Below are 17,750 nucleotides of genomic sequence, written 5' to 3'. Positions count from 1 at the left end.
AATATTGCCAGCACCCTCGGTTGTTGGTATGCATTAAATTGCCATCATCAACAGGGCATTGAGACTATCCATGGATGAAAGCAGCGGTCGCATCAGTGCAGGACTTAGCCAAGAGATCAATTCGCATCGGGCCCGCCTGGCGCCGTTCTTCAATGGCAATGCCAAATCCAATCCGTCAGTAAGCTTTGCTAACGATGGCACTGGCTTTGGCAAGTCCTACAACGTGTTCGATCAATTCGTCGAGCATTCTGCGGTGCGCAACGACAGTGGTGGCCATCGAAACCTGTTCTTCATCACGCCACACAAGGCTCAGATCGACGTCTCCCTAGTCACTCAGGAGAAAGCCGCAGCTCGTGGCGTGAGCATCCTGAGCTTCTTGGCCGAAAGAGATTTATCTGACCTCAATTTCGTCGGTTGGGTGACCCAGGTACGGAATGAAGACCTCTACAATGGCTGGATCAAGGCCCTGAGCACTGAGTACTACCGCGAGGTAATCAGCGAACTGAGCAGTGCGCTCAGTGGAGTGAAGTCCACTGATGCTGAGTACATGCGATACCTGAGTTTGGGCGTGGCGGATCATCTTCGTGACGTTGAGCTGCAACGTCGAATCGAAGCTTCGAAAATACGCTTACTCTTCGCATTACAGGATCTGGCTAAAGCCGTGATCAGGGAAAAGGTCGGCTCTAAATTCGTGAGCGTTCAAGACCTATTCAAGGATGCTCGCACCGATCGAGACGTCGCGAAAATTGCAGTGGTCGATCATGTTCTGCCCTTTGAGCGAGCCAAGGTTGGGCCAACCATCTTCGTCGCCACCACCGCTCGATTCCTGAAGCGCGCTTTCATTGCCTACATCGACAAGAAGAAAGAGCCAAACATCAAGAAGCTGAGCTTTGACGCCATCCTGGGTGCAAAGCGATCACCCACAAATGCTGAAGAAGACAGCATCGCGCCGATAGGCGCGGCCTGCAGTTTGTCCCACGACGAGCAAATCGCTTACCTAAGAGACGACTTCTTCATCTCGGATGAGGCAAATTTTTTCAAGGCTCACGGAATTACCTTCAACCTCGTCGTCGATGAGGAGCACGACAGTTACGACAGGATCTTCGAAGAGAGCAAGAAAAAGCTGGTTAACGAGAGGGTGAAACCACCCCACGTCATTGCAGGCCTGCACCGCCTGATGCAGATGGTCTCGGAGGAGTACGGCCCAGATGACGAGCAACCTATCGCGTTCAACGAAACAACTGAGCTGATGAATGATCTGCGTCGGCATTACAATGAGGATTGCCAGACCAGTGTCCCTCTCGATGCCATCCTGACGATGTGCTCCGGCAACGTTGGTCATATCACGATCAACAATCGCGATGTCGAGCAGATCCTTTCGCTGTCACGCAACATCTTCAGCCTCACGCCGAGACGCTTCTATAACGAGGAGGCGCTCAAGCGGATCAGGATGCGATCTGTGTGCGGCAACAGCGAGATTCGCCTCTATTTCGATGACGGTGGCCCCACTAAAGATCCTACCTTGCACGACTTCTTGCAGGTCATGCTGTGCGCGCTCTACGCATGCTCCAAGGTGCCTCAGAAAAGCCCCCTCAAGCAGCTCTTGGAGCTGGGTCAAGAGGCCAGTCAGAACGCGCCTCTGTTGGAGTTCATCAAAACCTCCCGGCAGCATCAATCCTATGTCGCCTCGGTGTTCGACCGTGCCAAAGATGCTGAAATCTTCGTGGATGCCTTCTTCACTTTTTTTGCCCCGAAAATCGTCTTTTCGCTGATCAAGGTGGAGGAAATCCCCTTCGGCGGGGACGCTGTGAAGAATCGGGTGTTCGTTGATTTCCACCTGGATCTGATCCTAGAGCTACCAGAGGTCAAGCTGCTACGTATCTTGCACGCCACGCAAAACAGCGCGATGTGCCTGAGCGCAACCACAGGCTTCAAGAACTCCTACTCTGGCAATTTCTCAAGAAGAATGCTGGCTCGATACGGTGAAGAGCGAACGGCTAACCTGGATGTTCGTGTCGTCACGCGCTCCGGCACCGACATAGATGCCATGGCCGATCTCCGGGCAGCTCGGGCCAAAGCAAGGACGATGGAGGTCAAACCGTTTTACAAGACCTCTGCTGATGACATCAGCGATTTGCGTGCCGACCCAGTCTTCAAAAGTGCTTACAGCTTCTGGTCGAAGTCACTGCTGCCACCTGGCTTCCGAGATAACAAGTACCGGATCTCGGCCTACCGGCGGCAGATTGAGGCAATGCTGATGGCGGCCTGGGACGGTAGGAATACGTTTGTCCTCTCGCTCAATAATCGCTTCGCACAGCTGTTTAAAGATCTCTTTGCGCAAAGCGTCGAGGGCCGTATCAAAGGCCTGCAACGTGAGTACCAAGACAAGATCTTCACGCTGAAACCGTTCGAGGGTAGAACCAAGATACGGGTCATCCTGTTCAGCGCCCAGCTAGCCAAGGACGTCAACATTGACGACTACCTCAAGGTGGAGGCCGACACCCGTATCTGCCTGATCTCTTCCTACGGCAGCGCCGGCACAGGTTTAAACCTGTTCGTCGAGCGAGCTGCGGATGGTTTCCATCACGATTTTGATCGCTTGGTGTTGGTGAACACGCCTTTCTACAGTGCGATACGTGAGAAGGACACAGGCCTCAATACCGTTAAGAACCACATCCTATTGCTCAAGCACATTTCCTCCGGTGAGAGCGAGGCGGTTCGTTTGTCGCAGTTCGACTCGAACCTCATGCAGCCTAAAAATCGGCGCATCCTGAATCTGGAGCATGACCTTGCAGTGCTCAAAGCCATTATTCAGGCAGTGGGACGGGTAGAGCGGCGTGACACGCACCTGCGCACCGAAATCTTCCTGCCCAGCGACGTCATTGACGATTTGGTGGTGCGTTACAGCCGGCTTCGGCGAGAAGGCAATGACCTCTTGATCAACAGCCTCTCACTGCTAAACCACAGGCTTATGCAGTTCTGTCTACAGCAGGCCGAGAGCCGATGCTTTGCCACGGAAGAGGAGCGTGATCAGTTCACCTCCAAGGTTGCTGCCGATGCCGTGGATATCGACAATTTCTTCAAAGGCGCCTTCCGAAGCAAGATCCTCAGAAGTGCTCGGGAGGGTAATCGCGATGCGATGAGGTTTAACGAGATGCTCAGGTCACCAGAGAGCATCACAGCGCCAGACAGCTACGTACGCAAGCTGCTGGCCTCACCGCTTGTAAAAGCTTCGGCCTACTATCAAGAAATCATCAGCGCGTTCTACTTGCCGCGGACGGTGACGGATCATGTCACCACCTGCACGACGCCCGACAGTTTCCACCACCTGAGCGACCTGCTGCATGGGCAGGCTGTATACCAGCCCGGGAAGTGGCTTGTTCCTGATTACATACGCAACGATGGCGATGACCGGGATCCAGGAACCGGCATTGTCAACCTGGCCTGTAGCATGGCCAGCGAGGGCATCGACGTCCACTTGCCTAACCCTGCGCTCATACCTCTGCTAAAGGGCAACGTGGGAGAGTTCATCTTCTCCAGCGTGCTCACTGCGCTCGGGATCAAACCGCTGAGCCTCGATGAGCTCGTCGAGCTCTTGGGCCCCGCGGTCTACGAGAGCTACGACATCTTTATTCGCGTTGATGACACCATCATCTGCATCGACGTGAAACGGTGGTCGGGAGGCCTGGACAGTGAAGAGCTTTCTCTAAAAACACTTCGCCGTGCCGAAACCAAGCGCTCCGACATGCACGAATTATGTGCTGGTCTGAACCTTATCCCTCGTTTCCTGTACGTCAACACGCAGCCGGACGACAACGCGCTCAATGCTGAGCGTGAGTTTACTCACGGATCGTCGATCCACTTCCTCAATGCCTTCAAGATCATCACACGGTATGTGCCGCTGTCGGATGCGAGCACCACCCATAAAGTCGATGACCGACTGATGATCAACCCCACATTGGTACAACTGCTAAGGAACGCGCAATGACAATCAACCTGCTGGATTCTGGAGCTGTAGCCAAGGCTCGTACGAACATGCTGAAGCTGCCAGGCGATCTCAATGACATCATTGATCGTGTGTCTGCCCCTGAAGAAGGGCATGGTCACATTCATGCAGCAGTGGTTGAGGTCACCAGGGCGTACGGTGAGGAACCCGAGGCGTACTACCCGCGCGTCGACGCCACCATCAAAGATTTCATCCGAAAAGCGCTGGGTGTGCCTGCTTCCACCAAGGTGCATTACAGCAAATTCAGTGGCAGAAAAGGGGTGTTTGGCTTTCTGTACCTGAGCACTCATGCTCCAGCGCCTGGCCATGTCCGCCAAGTGATAACCGAGCACTCACTCAATCCCTGCTATGTGATCCAGGCGCTGCTGGATCTAAAGCTCAAGCTCTCGTACCTGAAGGATGTTCACCAGCATTACGAGATTGCTCCTGTCGAGTTCAACGCCAATCTTTACCTCGGGCTTGTGTTCAGCCGGCCTGTCAAAAAGAACGGCAACGATGTGTTCGAAGCCCTGGAGTACGACCTGTTTTTCTCCAAGGAGCAGGAGCTTGTGATCTCGCTCAAGCGTGCCGTCATGGAGTGTGCGGCGTCCGCGGAGGCGGTGAGTAGGCCGGTCACCGACTCCGGCATGCTGATGTTTGATTGGAGTGGCAAGCGATACCAGCGTGTACAGGCTCTCAATGCGACTACCAACAGTGATCGCAAGTACATGGCGTTTGCCACGAACAGCCCGAAGGCGAAGCCACTCGACCTGTATTACAACAGCATCAACTACCACCAAACGGATTGCCTCAACCGCATCGAGCGAATTCTCAAGCGTGCAGGCGTGCAGTTCAGTCCTATCGTTTATGAGGCCACCCACCAGGTCAGGGCATTCCTGGAAGGGTTGCCGACCATGTCGAATCCGCTTTTGCTGCTTGATACGGCGAAGGACTCCGCGGGCAATGAAGCCTGGGAAAACACCATTGACACCCTGGCGGAGAAATTCGGTGCGAGCAAGGTGTTGAGGGGGGAAGGGCTGCCATTGCCAACGAAGCTTGATGTAGGAAGCACGAACTACCTCGTCGTCAGTGAAAAGGTCAGAACCCCGGGTAAAAGCAAAAACGGGTCGAGCATTTCCAAAACCAAGGCTGATGGCTCGGAGTCGTACAACAGCTTCTGGCAAGCACTCAATGACAGCCAGCGTAGTCCGGAAGCCCAGTTCGATTACTACACCTCAGTGAAGCTCCATCGCTTCACGGCATCCGTCGATACCATCTGCCAAGGCTTCGATGTAGCGCTCGAAAAAGCGCCTTCTGTATCCGCTATCGAGAAATGCCTGCAGGAGCTGGCCCTCAAAGAATCGATCTTCCGAGACAAGGCCGTGACCATCACCGGCGCGGTTTTGCGTGCGCATGCCTTGCAGTTGATAAGCTGCCGGAGGGATTGGAGCGAGAACGTCTACATCCAGGTGTTGGACGTATCGGTCAACGGCGAGCATATCAAGATCGAACGATCCCGCCGTTTCGATGACACGTGCAAAGGCGAATTCAACTATGAGTTCAAGCAGCTTGGAGCGGTGTTTGGGAAAGAGGGCGCCAAGGCCTTCGATGTCCTCTGGAATGGCGCATTCCTGATCCGTGATAAGGACACCAACACCTGGTTGAACGCCTACAACACGCTGCGAGTACCCTGCATCATTGGCAACGCACTGTTCGATAATCAGGAGCGGCAAGACGACGGTACCTCCCCATCCCGTCAGGTTCGCGCTGAAGTGGCTTCGCTGCCTTACTACCTCACGCCCACCAAACAAAATCAGCGCCACAGCGTGTTCATCCAGGACAATGGTCAGGAAGGTGCGTGGTTCTTCGTCGCGTCCAACCAGGCCACCAACGGAACCATCGCAAAGCAGAGCTTGGTCTACAACGTCGTCATCACCGATGAGGCCGGTGTCCGCATTCCTGTCCTGAACCATCCCCTGGGCGAGCTGTTCTTCTCAAGTTTCACCTACGACATCGTGAGGCTTCGTGAAGCGGCCAAGACCTCGATCTTCCAGAAGATCGTTGAGGTGTGCCTGCATAACTAGCATGAGGGAGGGAAGCCCAGCCTGCTTGGCGTTCGCAGCGGGCTTTCCAAGGAAGGTTGAGATAGGAGGAGGGGTGGCATGAATTGGTTTCGCAAGCTTTTCGGCTCGTCTACTGAAAGCCTGGCGCCTTCTTCGGATGCGCCTGCTGCTGAAGAGGTGGGGCAGGAGCAACTGAACGATGACGATAGTGATCAGTACTTCTCTGACGAGCCCATTTCGTCGAAGCTTCAAGATCGGTTCGGGCGAGCGCCTTACGCAGTGCGTATCGCTGACACCATCGCCAAGCGTCGCGATCCCTCCAGCATTGTCATCGGCTTGTTCGGGCCTTGGGGGGACGGGAAAACCTCGGTGCTCAAGATGATGGAGGAGTCGCTTGAAGAGCACGGCCACATCGTCACCATTCGGTTCAATCCTTGGCACTTCTCTACCGAGGATGCGCTGTTGCGCGGGTTCTTCGCCACCATGACTGCAGCCTTGGGTAAGGAGCCGGCATTCAAAGAAAAAGCGGCAGCGCTGCTTGAGTCTTACGGCGGAATTCTATCGGTGATTTCGGTCACCGTTCCGGGAGTCGAGATCAATCCTGGTGAAGCAGCGAAGCAGATCGGAGAGTCATTATCCAAGGTCAGTCTCGACAAGCTGAAAGATCAGATTGACGCGCTTCTAGGTCAGAGCGGGAAAAGATTGGTCATTTTGATTGATGACATCGACCGACTGGACAGGCAAGAAACCCATGCGATTTTCAAGCTGGTAAAGCTCTCCGCAAGCTTCAAATACACCAGCTACGTTCTGGCCTTCGATGACGAAGTCGTTGCTGCTGCGCTGGGTGATCGCTACGGTGATGGAGGGCAAGAAGCAGGTCGGGCTTTCCTGGAAAAGATCATTCAAGTGCCTTTGCACCTGCCGCCCGCTGACCAAATTAGCTTACGTGAAATAACCTTCGAAGGCGTTGATCACGCCGTTAAGCAAGCTGGGATTGTCCTCGATCAGCGTCAAGTCCATGTGTTCACCCGCCATTTTGTCGACGGTCTTGAGTCACGGTTCGAAACACCGAGAGTTGCGAAGCTGTACACAAACGCTCTCCTCTTTGCGCTCCCTCTCGTTAAAGGTGAAGTCAATATTGCAGAATTCATGCTTGTTGAGGGGCTGAGGGTCGTGTGTCCGAAGCTGCACGCGGCCATTCGTGATAACCCTCAGCTATTTTTGCAAGGTGAGTCACGAGATGGTTTGCGAGGTTTGGAGAGAGCGCCATCCGCCGTTGATCAAATCCTCGAAGGTGCAATGCCTCATACTACATCAGAAGAAAGAAATCAGTTGCGAGAGCGCCTTTTGACACCACTATTTCCACGTATCGGCAACACGCTTTACGGTGGAGATTGGGAGAAGCAGTGGGCTGATGAACAAAGAATTTGCTCCAACCGGTATTTCAAACGTTATTTTGTTTACGGGGTGCCTGCAGGGGAGGTGTCGGACGGAAGTATTGCTAACTTGATTGATGCTCTCGTCGTGGCCGATGCTGGCTCGCAGCGCGACCTGTTGAGCGCATACACCATGCGTGCGATGCCGAAATTGATCCAAGCGCTTCGGAACCGAACGGATACTCTGGATGGAGCTTCAGCGTTAGCCATCGCGACTGCCGTTGCGAGCAATGGTGATCTGCTTCCACGCGAGCGCGGTGCGTTTGTCATGGGGGGGACGATGACGTCGGCTGGAATCCTGATTTGTCATCTCATCAGGCGCATCCCCTTATCGGAGAGACAAGCAGCTGTAGAGGCCGTACTCGGATCGGCCTCTCCGCTGGTCATGGGTATGGAATGCCTTCGCTGGCTAACTCATTCAAAAGATAGGCCAGAAGAGCGCAGAGTGCTCCCAGATGCCGCGAACGAGGGGCTCTACCATATGTTCGCGTGTCGAATTCGCGACGCGAATGAAGCTATGCCTCTATTCATCCAGGAAGGGAAAGACGCACCGCACCTCTACTGGCGCTGGCTACTGGGAGGTACTCAGGAAGAAATCGAAGCGGGCTTGCGCGCGATCTTTGATAAAGATCCAGCAATGGTCGATGTTTTTCTTGATACCTACATCGGGGAAGGATGGGAAGTAGAAAGTGGTTTACCGGTTAGGTCGGATCTGGGCCGAGAAAACTACAACAGTATCGCCTCTATTATTTCGCCAGGCTACATATTCGATAATCTTCGTGCTCGCTATGGGGGCGAGCTGGACGATCCAGATTATTATCAGGATGGAGAGCCAGCGAAGATAACGGCTCATCAATTCGCATTTATACATCGAGCTGTTATCGCTGAAGAGCAATCGCCTGAGGATGCCGGCGAATCAAGCAGCATGCCTCAGGAGTTCGAGTGATAGCGATCAACTAATACTTAAATAAACTCAAAGGTCGGAGCAATACAATGTTTCTCACTCAGGATGAGCGCAGCTCATGCTTGATTCGTCTGCGAAAACTCAACGAGACATTCGTTTCTTCAGTGTCGAGTGAATACTTGAGAGCAATGGTAAGCGAAATCATAACTCTAGTTGAGTCCGATTTGGAGCTAATGTCGTTCGACAGGGGGGATGATTATTTTAACTCGGCTTTTGACTCAATAAAGCAAAGGCTTTTGCGGGAGTTGAATGAGGGTTCGCTCAAGGAGCTTCATTTTGAAATCGCTTCCTTCCTCCGAAATCTAAGCTATGGTGGGTTTCATAACTTTAATGAGCATTCGATAGTTCGTTTTTACCTTGATCAAAAGTACCCGCAAATCGAATACAAGAAAATTGACTAAATAAGGTTCGATGTTCCATTAAAATTTGTACTTGCTCCTTACGAGAATGGGCTCAAGAAGATCAGAGAGGTACACGGTAAGGTCGAAGCCTGGGAAGGAGGGCTTGTAGACTGGGAAACGCGCGTTGCTGATAGCGAGAGGCGATATGAAGGGGTGCTTGGCAAAAATAACTATCTTGGCTTGGCGAAGGCGTTTACGACTCTGCTGGAAGCTAAAAATAAGGAACTAGAGAAGACGTTTTTGGCGCTTGTGTCAGTGGGGTGCCTGGCTGCGTTCATACCGTTCGTTTATTTGATAATGGGGAATTCGGATAAGTTAACAACTCTTGTTTCGGGTGTGTATAAGGTGGATGCCATCGCGTCGTTGGTGTTCTCTATCGCCCTCGAGGTGTTAATCCTTTATTACTTCAGGATAATTTACTCTCAGTGGGCCTTGGTAAAGCATCAATTGCTACAGCTAAATTTGAGGCATCAAATGTGTGCGTTTGCGAGTGATTATGCGCGCAACTCTCAGGAGATGGACAAGTCAACGCTCGCAAAATTCGAGAACCTGGTGTTCAGTGAGCTCTCCAGCGATACCTCTGTGCCTCCGAGCATCTACGATGCTGCAGATGCTATTTCTAAGGTTATCGGCAGCATGCGAAAGGGATAAATCAGTAGCCGGGCACAACGTGATTTGTTGCGGATCGCGGTTTTGATGCGGAGGCAGACGCTGGCAGAGCAGGCGTTGATAAGGTTCAGAAGATCCGTGGCGAGGCTTCTCCCGCGTCGCGGACACTTTCGTCTCGTATGACGCCTGTGGCGTTTCCCTGTGTCTGGGCTCTTGGCGAGCTAATGGTTATTTTTCCTGGGAGTCGTCACGCGTGGGCTTTTGGGGCCGCTGCCTAGCTGACCACCGCTCACGGCGACTGTGTAGGGTCTTTAATACCGTGTTAGGTAGGTAGCGTGATCGTCGGAGGACTGTTCCGATTGTGACTGCTTATGGGGACTGGGCGAGGGAACCATCATTGAGTCGCTCAGGGCGGTTGGCCGAAGGCGGCAAGCATGAGAGGATGCGCCCCAACTGCACCTGCAGGTCACCAAGCGAATCACCGAGCATAAAATGGATGGTTACTATGGATGTGAATGCATCTGAACAATGCTATGAGGAGCTTCGATCGGACTACTTCATTGCTGTCTCAGACTTTCTGGATTTGGTAGATCTTGAAGGTTTCCCTAACGAGGCAGGAGGCGAGCGTAAGCCTTGGTTGGTGTGCTTGATTCCAGAAGCCGCGCAGCAACTCGTGTTGGTGGGGGGAGTTCAGAGCAAATTTTCGCTACGCACCATTGACCGTGTTTGGAGGTTAGCCGGCGCGCATTACACAGAAATGGAGCTGAATGCGCTCTTTCTAGAATCCATTCAGGGACAATCGCTAGACCCCATCTTCAGTCCGGCGATGCGAGGTACTGCTCGTACAAGCATGGAGGAGGGTGACGATGAGGAGCCCTATACGGCGGTTGTGGCACTTTGCACAGCGCTTTACGAGGTTAATGTTGGTCAAGGTGAAAGGGCGATAGCGGAGCTGAAACTTAGCTCAATGGGCTGGGGCGACTTTACGCAGGTACTCATGCGAAAGCTGACTGCGGATGGTCACGCTAGCGACGAGGATCGCGAGCTTGCGCTGGCTCGCGATCTGGGGCTGTGACCATTGCCTCTATTCGTCCTCGAGGTACGTCTCCTGGATTGCTTTCAAAGCTTCTGTGCCCGACTTGGCTTCATCAAGCAGATCGGCCTTACGCTGGCGCTTCAGCTCTTGCAGCCTCATCACGTACTCAGCTGCATCGAGTCCGTCCTGCAGCTGTTTCAGAAGCGCCTCCTCGGCTCGGTCGTAGGTACGGTTCACGCGAATGATGTGTACGGTACTTGAAGTTTCTTCGTAGCCATCTAGTCGCGCAAAAGCGAGGTTGATGTAGCGTTCGACAGACGCAGCGCTACGATGCCCCGTCCACATCATCACATCGGCCATAAAATGGGCGGTGTTCAGGAAAGCATTACGGAAGTCATCCTGATTTTTGAATCTGTGACGCTTGATAAGCAATACAAAGAGATTGGTAATAAATGCATGGCGGAACATATGACCGCAAACCTGATGCTCAATGTCAGCATGCTTCCTAAGTAGCCCGATTTCCTTACTGAACGTCTCAGAGCGTAGTGGTATACCGGTCAGCTCTTGGACAAACAGAAAGCCATGGTCTTTCCTCCCGTACTTGCGCATGGACTTGGCTCTGGCCATCTGGATATATTTATTAGCTTCGGTCAGCACTGCACGCGATATTGGAATATAGCGTTCTTCCTGCATGCCATTTTTTAGCGTGATCATGCGAAGCATTGGCTTTTTCAGGCGTAGTGCATTCTTGACGTCTTCGACGCGGAGCTCTCCAATCTCTCCTCGCCGTGCTCCAGTATGCTCGTAGAGTGAGAGCATAAGATTACGCCTGAGCTGAACATTCCTGGACGAGCTGATACTGTTTACGGAGTTCCGAAGCTTTTGGATATCTTCCTCGGTGATCGGATTTCGGCTATGTTTGCGTCGGCCAGTAACCGGCAGCGAATGATGGTGGAGGTAGATGTTCTTGACTGCCTGACCGTTTCTGCCCGTAGTTATCTGCTGTTTTTCTTCCACCCGAATTGTCCCGCCCGGCGCAACAAACTGGGGGTCACCATGTAGGCGTCCTACAAACTGTAGAAAATCAATGCACACGCGCCCTATTTCCAGAAGGGTTGCTTCAGAGCGGGCGCGAACATTAGGATTCTCAGATGATCTCTCTGCGCGCATTTCACGAATAAACTCTGAGAAATGACCATCATTGAAGTCAATGAAGTCAGTATTTGTCTTATGCGCGTAGCGTATCAAAGGGCTGATCTTTGAAGCATATTCGCCAATTGTGCCACCGCCCTCGCCTCGCCTAGAAAGACCTTGAGTACCATTTCTACCTGGTCGATCGCGTAATGCCAGCATGTACAGGTTAGCGATACAGCAGGCTCTGCCATCTGGCCAGTTGATGAATGGAAGGCCAGAGCCGTCTTTAGTGACCAGCTTGTCAATGGCAAAATGCCCGTAAAGAACCAAGGAATCCAGTGACTTGTACAGCTTTCGCTTTTGAAGTTCTCTCATTTGCGATAGTCATCCAACTCTGCCACATTGCCCTTGATATCGTCCTGAACGTCATTGACTTGTGCTCGAGTATCAAAAGAAGGGGCATTGAACGGCGGCGGGTTGATTGTCAGCAAAGCTAAAAGCGCATCAACCTGATCCTTGGCTCTCTTTTCAAGTAGGAGCGGCTTCACATCGTGTCGTATCGTACGCAAGGTGCCAATTGCGTGGGATATACCTTGCAAAAGAACCATATTGATTCGCTGCTGGTACTGGAGTTGCTCTTCCAATTCCAAGGTTCGCTGTGATAGACCCACCTTGGTTCTCTTGTTTGAGGCGTTCAACCTCTCATTGAACTCTTCAATTTTGTCAAGCGCAGCGATTCGTAACGCGTCTAGCCCCTCAAATCCCTGCTCGAATACATTCGCACTATGAGACTTTAATGTGTTTACGCTCAAGCGCTCCTTTTGCTTGACCTGTCCGTCATCCTCGAAGCTGATTTCAAGTGCAGCTATCCCGGCTTGGCTTTTCAGTGCCTTTTTAAGCATGTCATTTTCAGCGAACGGAGCTGGCTGCCTTATGATCAACAGCAGCAGGTCGCGTAGCGCTAGTAATGAATTAGCGTTCCTGGTGAATGATGCGTTGGGTTTACTCATTATCATCACCTATAACTTTGACAATCACGCGCATTTGCTCGCCATTCTCGTCGTTGAAAAAAACTGGTTCAATAGTAACACTACCGTCCTTCAAAAGCTCGGTGATCTCGTCTTCCAGTTCGTCCGCGTCAACAAGTGCGAAATCTGCGGTGCCGTAACGATCTTGAAGTAATTTCTCAAGGTTCTGATAGCTCTTGTTGTCGCCGTGTTGAATCTGCTCCGCGACAAACTGGGCTTTTGCGCCCATCAATGCCACTCCATCCAAGCTTTCGGTAATGTAGTGCCAGACATGACTCTTGTCTGTGTGAGCCAGCATCCACTGTAAAGTTTCCAAGCCGCCGAAACTGTTAGTATGGAAAAATAGCATAGCAAAAAATCTTCTTAGCTGGTGTTGTCGGATATAGTATCGCTGACCTTGAGCATTCAAGGGCATTTCAAAGAAATCACAAAAAATGTCAAGATTCTTTGTGAAGATCTCTTTTGTGGAGTTGGAAAAGTTCTTAGATCCTCTGCTGCACGGGGTTGCGAAAAGTGTGTGTATAGAGTCAATGTAACCAATGCGTTTCAAGATTTTTTGCATGCGAATCAAATTTTTAATCATTTGCGCCGCAAGCGGGTCAATAGGGCGTGCCTTAAGCTGTCGAAGTCCACGCAGCCCTTTTGTACTTTTTCTATTGAGAAACATCAACCAGAGCTCGGACGAATCAAGGCACCCTAAAGTCTTCAGGTCTTTAAGCTCGCCTACCCGGCGAGCCATCAGTGCTCCAACAACGATCTGGACGGATCCGATATACACCCTAAGAAGTTCGATGAGGCTGGGGTGCTCTCGAAATCTAGAGTGGTACTCTTCCAGGCTCGGTCTTGTGGTTGGGATCTGCGCGGCGGCGCGGTCAACGCCTAGCTGAGTCGTTTCCTTTCGGATGATTTTTGCAAGCGCGTCGTTCTTGAAATGGGCAGGCGGTTTCCCTGTGCGTACGCTGTGTAGCGCCAGTAAACAAAAGCTATCAACCAGGTGCTTGCCATGCTGCAAGTGAAACTCGATGCTCTTCCTCATAGCGCCTAGGGCTACAGCGCTTGGGAGTGAGCGATGCCTACCTCCTTTAGCCAGCTTGTGCTCATAAAGCAATGTCTCTCTCAAACCGAGGATCGGGGGGGCTGGAAGGGCTGCCTCATGCAGAACGCCGAGCTTATAAATCGTGCGTTGATAACTCGCTAGCCTTTCGTAAGCGGGGAGCTCATCGTCGCGGGTCGACCAAGCCACTGCAGGGTATTCACGCATTACCTTTGAAGGCTTACCTCCGAAGCACAAGGCATCGATAGGCCCTCGGTGTCGAGTCTTAAGCACTAATGTGTTCTTATAGAGTTTCCCAGAAAGTAAAAGATGATTTGGCTTCCAGACCGTTCCTACCTTGTGCATATAGCCGTGAACGAACAAGGCAGCGCGTGCGCGCGGGAGGTCTCTCGGCGCGATGCCTAAAAGGTTCTCATCTTCTTGCTCAAAGGTGACATCCTCAATGCCGGGTGTGTCCCTCAACACTTGATCAATAGACTCCGGCGGCGTAACGCTCATCAGCTCCTGAGCAAGCTTTCCCACTGATGGTTGCCATTCGAAAAAGCCTTCCGGATCTCCGAAGTCGCACGTTCGTTTGAGGATGGAAATAAGATGGTCTTTGTTTAGTGCCTCCAGTCCATATTTCCCGAGCTCGTAGTAATGGCTATTGAGCAGCAAGTGATCGATAATGTGACATGCTCTGTCAAATTCGACGCGCTGGAACTTGTTCGAATTTGTTTCGATCGACATGTCAGTTGAGTTTCTAGTGACGGCCACCAAATAAGTCCGGAGGCCTGCAATAAGGCCTGCGTTCTTTGGGGTCAGCAGGGTAGAACCATCCTCAAGCATGACATCCCAATCAATAAATTGATTGGCTTTTGTGTCAATGTTGATTTCCCAGATAGGGGAGTTAAAATCCGATAGCAGCCATCGCGCATGTCGGAACATTGCCGCTGGATCTGCGAGGTATTCAGAAAGGCGTTCAAGCTGCGTGTTAGCGTTAGGCGGCATCATAAATCAGTGCCTCCATACGAGCGGGGTCGACATTTTTCATGGCGGTGTCCAGGTAGCTTTGCAGCAGGCCATCGTTATCGCGAACGATTTCTGCGCACACCAGTTTAGAAAACTCTGCCCAGTAACGAGCTTTTCCGGAAACCCTGGAAGGCTCCATGGCGCTGTTTACAGCTTCTTCGAGTGATAGCAGGGTAGTCAGCATGCCTGGCTCAACTTGAATGTAAATCTGTTGCACATTAATGATCGAGCTTGCTTTATCTTTGGGCGAGCGGCGACTGGTCACATCGTTGATGTGCTCAGGATCCTCAATGTGTGTGGGGATCTCTTTGATGGCATGGTTTTCGAGGAACGAGTGGAGTTCGTCCATCGTCGCGAAACCCATTGCCTCAATGAAGAATGGACTGTCTTTCATCGCCAAGCAAATCATGCCGCGCTGGAAGATACGCACCCACCGTGACTCAAAAAATGCAAGGATTGATTCTGGCAAGTAATGTGAAAGCAAACCTGCGGAGTGTTTAGCGTGGCCGAGCGCTTCTGACATCTTTTTAACATCGCGCGTTTCAAGATATACCGCTACGCCGCAGGACGCCCTTACCCTGGAAGGGCAAACGCGCGAAACGAATCTCATCAAATCTTCGCCTCGTAATTCTACGAATGGCTCAAATTGCTTCATCATGCGTGCGGCGAGTTTTGGATGAGACTTCATACCTGCCATATGGTTTCTATTTGCATCCGGCGATGGATTTCTAAATGCAGCGCCGGTTGTTAAAAACAGCATTCGCCACCTATCATCATTGCGTGAGCGCAGTAATGTGCGCAATGGTGTAGTAATTTCAATGATTTCCTGCACCCATTTGGCACTTTTTTCTGTCAGGTCAACTTTGATCTCGCTAAGTTCGGGGCCTCGGCGATCCTTGAAACCAATAAGCTGGTGTCCTTGATCGGTGGGCAAGAAGCCGCTCAATACGCCCCGTTTATTATACAATTCAAGGCCGTAGAGGTAGAACGGCGTGATTTTCGGGTGTTCTGAGACAAGCAAGCACTGATAGGGCAGCAGAGTTGATTTAGTTGGAATGCCTAGGTCGTACGCGAGCTTCTCTTTCAGTGCGTGGTAGCCGAAAATCTCTCGAATACGATCTGTGTTGTCACTCATTCCGCAGTGTTCAAAGGTTGCGCACTTGTCTTCAAGAGATTCTGGAAATACTCCATCTTTTTTGCCATGGAGCAAAATTTTGCCTTTTTTTGCTAAGTAAACGCGTCGCTGCGCTCGATTGTACAAATCTTCCGTTTGAGCTAGTGCCCAAGATTTTACAGCTTGGATGTCGCCTTTAAGCTTTTTAAAGATGATCTCAATGGCCTGGTTGTCGGTTACTTGCAGCGGCACTTCTGTCAACAGTTGGTCTTGGACAAATTCATTGTCCTTGTTCTTTCTGATCTTAGTTCCGAAGTTTTCAACGGCGCTCCCGGTTTGGCGTGGTAGAACAGTGAACGGAGTTGCCCAAATGCCAGGTTTGATGAATGCACTTTCAATTTTATTGATGAACATATTCCAAATTTCTTGTAGCATTTTCCTGCCTTGCTCTAATCCGATGCGCATGTACTCTTGCTTCCATTCCATAAACATGAATTTTAGTTTTACAGGGTCTTGGAATGCGTCTTCTGTCCATTTATCTTTGTTGCGCGCAATAAATTCTACAAAACGATTGAGTTCGGTTGACGGGGTGATTGAATAATTCGCTGTCATATTTTTCCAGCCCTCGTATACGCTCTGCGTAAACGACGGGCCATGAGAGAACCATAGTGGCTGTAGAATTAGCGAGTTCTCTGTGCCGTTACCATAAGTGACCGTCCAGCCTTGCCAATAACGCAAGGCCATTTGATCCAGGTAATGGAAGTTGTTACGGGATTGCTCATGCCACACCTTCTTGCAGTCTTTGTAAACTGAAGATGCTTCGATAGGGTCTGGCATGCTGGGGATGTTCTTTTTTAGAAAATATAGCGTATTAGTGAAGGTTTTAACCCAGCGATCTCTTGTTGGGAAAGTGCCGCTCACAAAATTATCTGAAAGTAATGCGCCGACGAATCCTTGAATGATCCCTCTAAATTTTTCATGTGAAAGCGTCGTGAAGTTAAATGGGGTTTGCGTGAGATCGCAATAGCACTCAAAGAGTTTTAGCGCCGTCGGGCAATTAGGTTGCTTGTGCGCAAGCGCCTGCTCCTTCATCAAGTTCACAAAAGCCTCGGGCAGGATGCGGTGCTGGTAGCCCCTCAAGCGGTCGTGTGTGTCAATAATCAATTTTGTCTTCCTCAATATAAATAGCGCGCGCGGGAGGCCGTGCGAGGCAGGCGCTGTCCCCGTGCAGATAACGGCTAGAGGTGCCAAGCCGATTGCAGAATTTGTCGGGTGCGGTCAGTGGGAGGGGCGTATGGAGCGGCAGGGTGCTATGGCGAGAGAGGAGGTTGGTGGGTGGAGCTGCAAGGAGGGCGTGATGGCCATCTGATTCGGGCGCGAAGCTTGATTGGTCGCTAGGCCTCGGAATACGTGGGCTTGAGGGTTATTGTTGATGGTCGTCAACATGGTTTCTCCTTGCTGTGATTGCTTCTATGTCAGGTACAATAGGGCATTCAGGCGTAGTTGACAAGATCATGCATTCCACAAAAGTTCCAAAGTAGTCGTAGTCGATGGGGGCGGGCAGCCCCGGTAGCAGCTCGAAACCGGGGGTGCCGGGTACGCAGTGGCTGACCCAGGTAAGGTCGGCGTTGGCCAGGCTCAGCGGTTGCGGCATGTGTGCAGGGTCTGCCACAACCCAGCTGGCGTTGGCCGGGTGGGCGTCCTTGCTGCCAAGGCGCACGTCAGCGCGCAATGCCATGGCGTTGAGGTCGGGTGCGATCTCGTCGCCGTCGGGCACCGGCAGCTCGTGAGGGGCGTTGGCGGTGAAGCCGTTTTGCGCATCGACATCGAAACTGGCGATCTTCATGGCGGATCTCCTCGCTGGAATGGCTACATAATCCACCTGGTGTATTATGTGTGTCAAGCCGCATCTGAT

General features: G+C 51.7%; 9 protein-coding genes and 1 pseudogene. 5 read left to right on the top strand and 5 right to left on the bottom strand.

Annotated elements, in window-relative coordinates; translation table 11 throughout:
- Positions 1-70: 70 nt before the first annotated feature.
- The 5 genes from IAE36_RS02330 (at position 71) to IAE36_RS02310 (ending at position 10,533) form a co-directional block, all read left to right on the top strand.
- On the top strand, positions 71-3,988 hold the full coding sequence (locus tag IAE36_RS02330; RefSeq protein WP_201210061.1) for a hypothetical protein: 3,918 nt from the start codon (positions 71-73) through the stop codon (positions 3,986-3,988).
- Positions 3,985-6,069, top strand: coding sequence for a hypothetical protein (locus IAE36_RS02325; RefSeq protein WP_201210059.1), 2,085 nt, complete (start codon positions 3,985-3,987; stop codon positions 6,067-6,069). The genes IAE36_RS02330 and IAE36_RS02325 overlap by 4 nt, the downstream gene beginning before the upstream one ends.
- A 78-nt stretch (positions 6,070-6,147) precedes the next feature.
- Positions 6,148-8,430 (top strand): KAP family P-loop NTPase fold protein, encoded by a 2,283-nt coding sequence (locus IAE36_RS02320; RefSeq protein ID WP_201198434.1) that lies wholly within the window; start codon positions 6,148-6,150, stop codon positions 8,428-8,430.
- A 572-nt stretch (positions 8,431-9,002) separates the two neighbouring features.
- Positions 9,003-9,500 carry a hypothetical protein gene (locus tag IAE36_RS02315; protein WP_201198435.1) on the top strand — a complete coding sequence of 166 codons (498 nt, stop codon included), beginning with the start codon at positions 9,003-9,005 and terminating at the stop codon, positions 9,498-9,500.
- A 463-nt stretch (positions 9,501-9,963) separates the two neighbouring features.
- A complete protein-coding gene (locus IAE36_RS02310; protein ID WP_201198436.1) occupies positions 9,964-10,533 on the top strand; it encodes a hypothetical protein in 570 nt (189 codons plus the stop codon).
- Positions 10,534-10,542: 9 nt separating this feature from the next.
- Here IAE36_RS02310 and IAE36_RS02305 read toward each other — a convergent pair whose 3' ends face one another.
- From IAE36_RS02305 to IAE36_RS02285, 5 genes and pseudogenes are all read right to left on the bottom strand, one after another.
- Complete coding sequence (locus IAE36_RS02305; RefSeq protein ID WP_201198437.1) at positions 10,543-12,003, bottom strand: tyrosine-type recombinase/integrase; 1,461 nt, start codon at positions 12,001-12,003, stop codon at positions 10,543-10,545.
- Positions 12,000-12,638, bottom strand: coding sequence for a hypothetical protein (locus IAE36_RS02300; protein ID WP_201198438.1), 639 nt, complete (start codon positions 12,636-12,638; stop codon positions 12,000-12,002). Before IAE36_RS02300 ends, IAE36_RS02305 begins: the two co-directional genes overlap by 4 nt.
- A complete protein-coding gene (locus tag IAE36_RS02295; protein WP_201198439.1) occupies positions 12,631-14,703 on the bottom strand; it encodes an integrase in 2,073 nt (690 codons plus the stop codon). The genes IAE36_RS02300 and IAE36_RS02295 overlap by 8 nt, the downstream gene beginning before the upstream one ends.
- Positions 14,690-16,999, bottom strand: a complete 2,310-nt coding sequence (locus tag IAE36_RS02290; RefSeq protein WP_201198440.1) for a hypothetical protein — start codon at positions 16,997-16,999, stop codon at positions 14,690-14,692. Before IAE36_RS02290 ends, IAE36_RS02295 begins: the two co-directional genes overlap by 14 nt.
- 370 nt (positions 17,000-17,369) lie before the next feature.
- Positions 17,370-17,681, bottom strand: a pseudogene (locus IAE36_RS02285) (nicotinamidase); the annotation flags it as partial.
- Between the last annotated feature and the right edge of the window lie 69 nt (positions 17,682-17,750).

Source organism: Pseudomonas sp. S36, assembly GCF_016647875.1.
Lineage (GTDB): Bacteria > Pseudomonadota > Gammaproteobacteria > Pseudomonadales > Pseudomonadaceae > Aquipseudomonas > Aquipseudomonas parafulva.
Note: the sequence above shows the minus strand (reverse complement) of the source record. Positions and strands in the feature narration are given on the sequence as shown.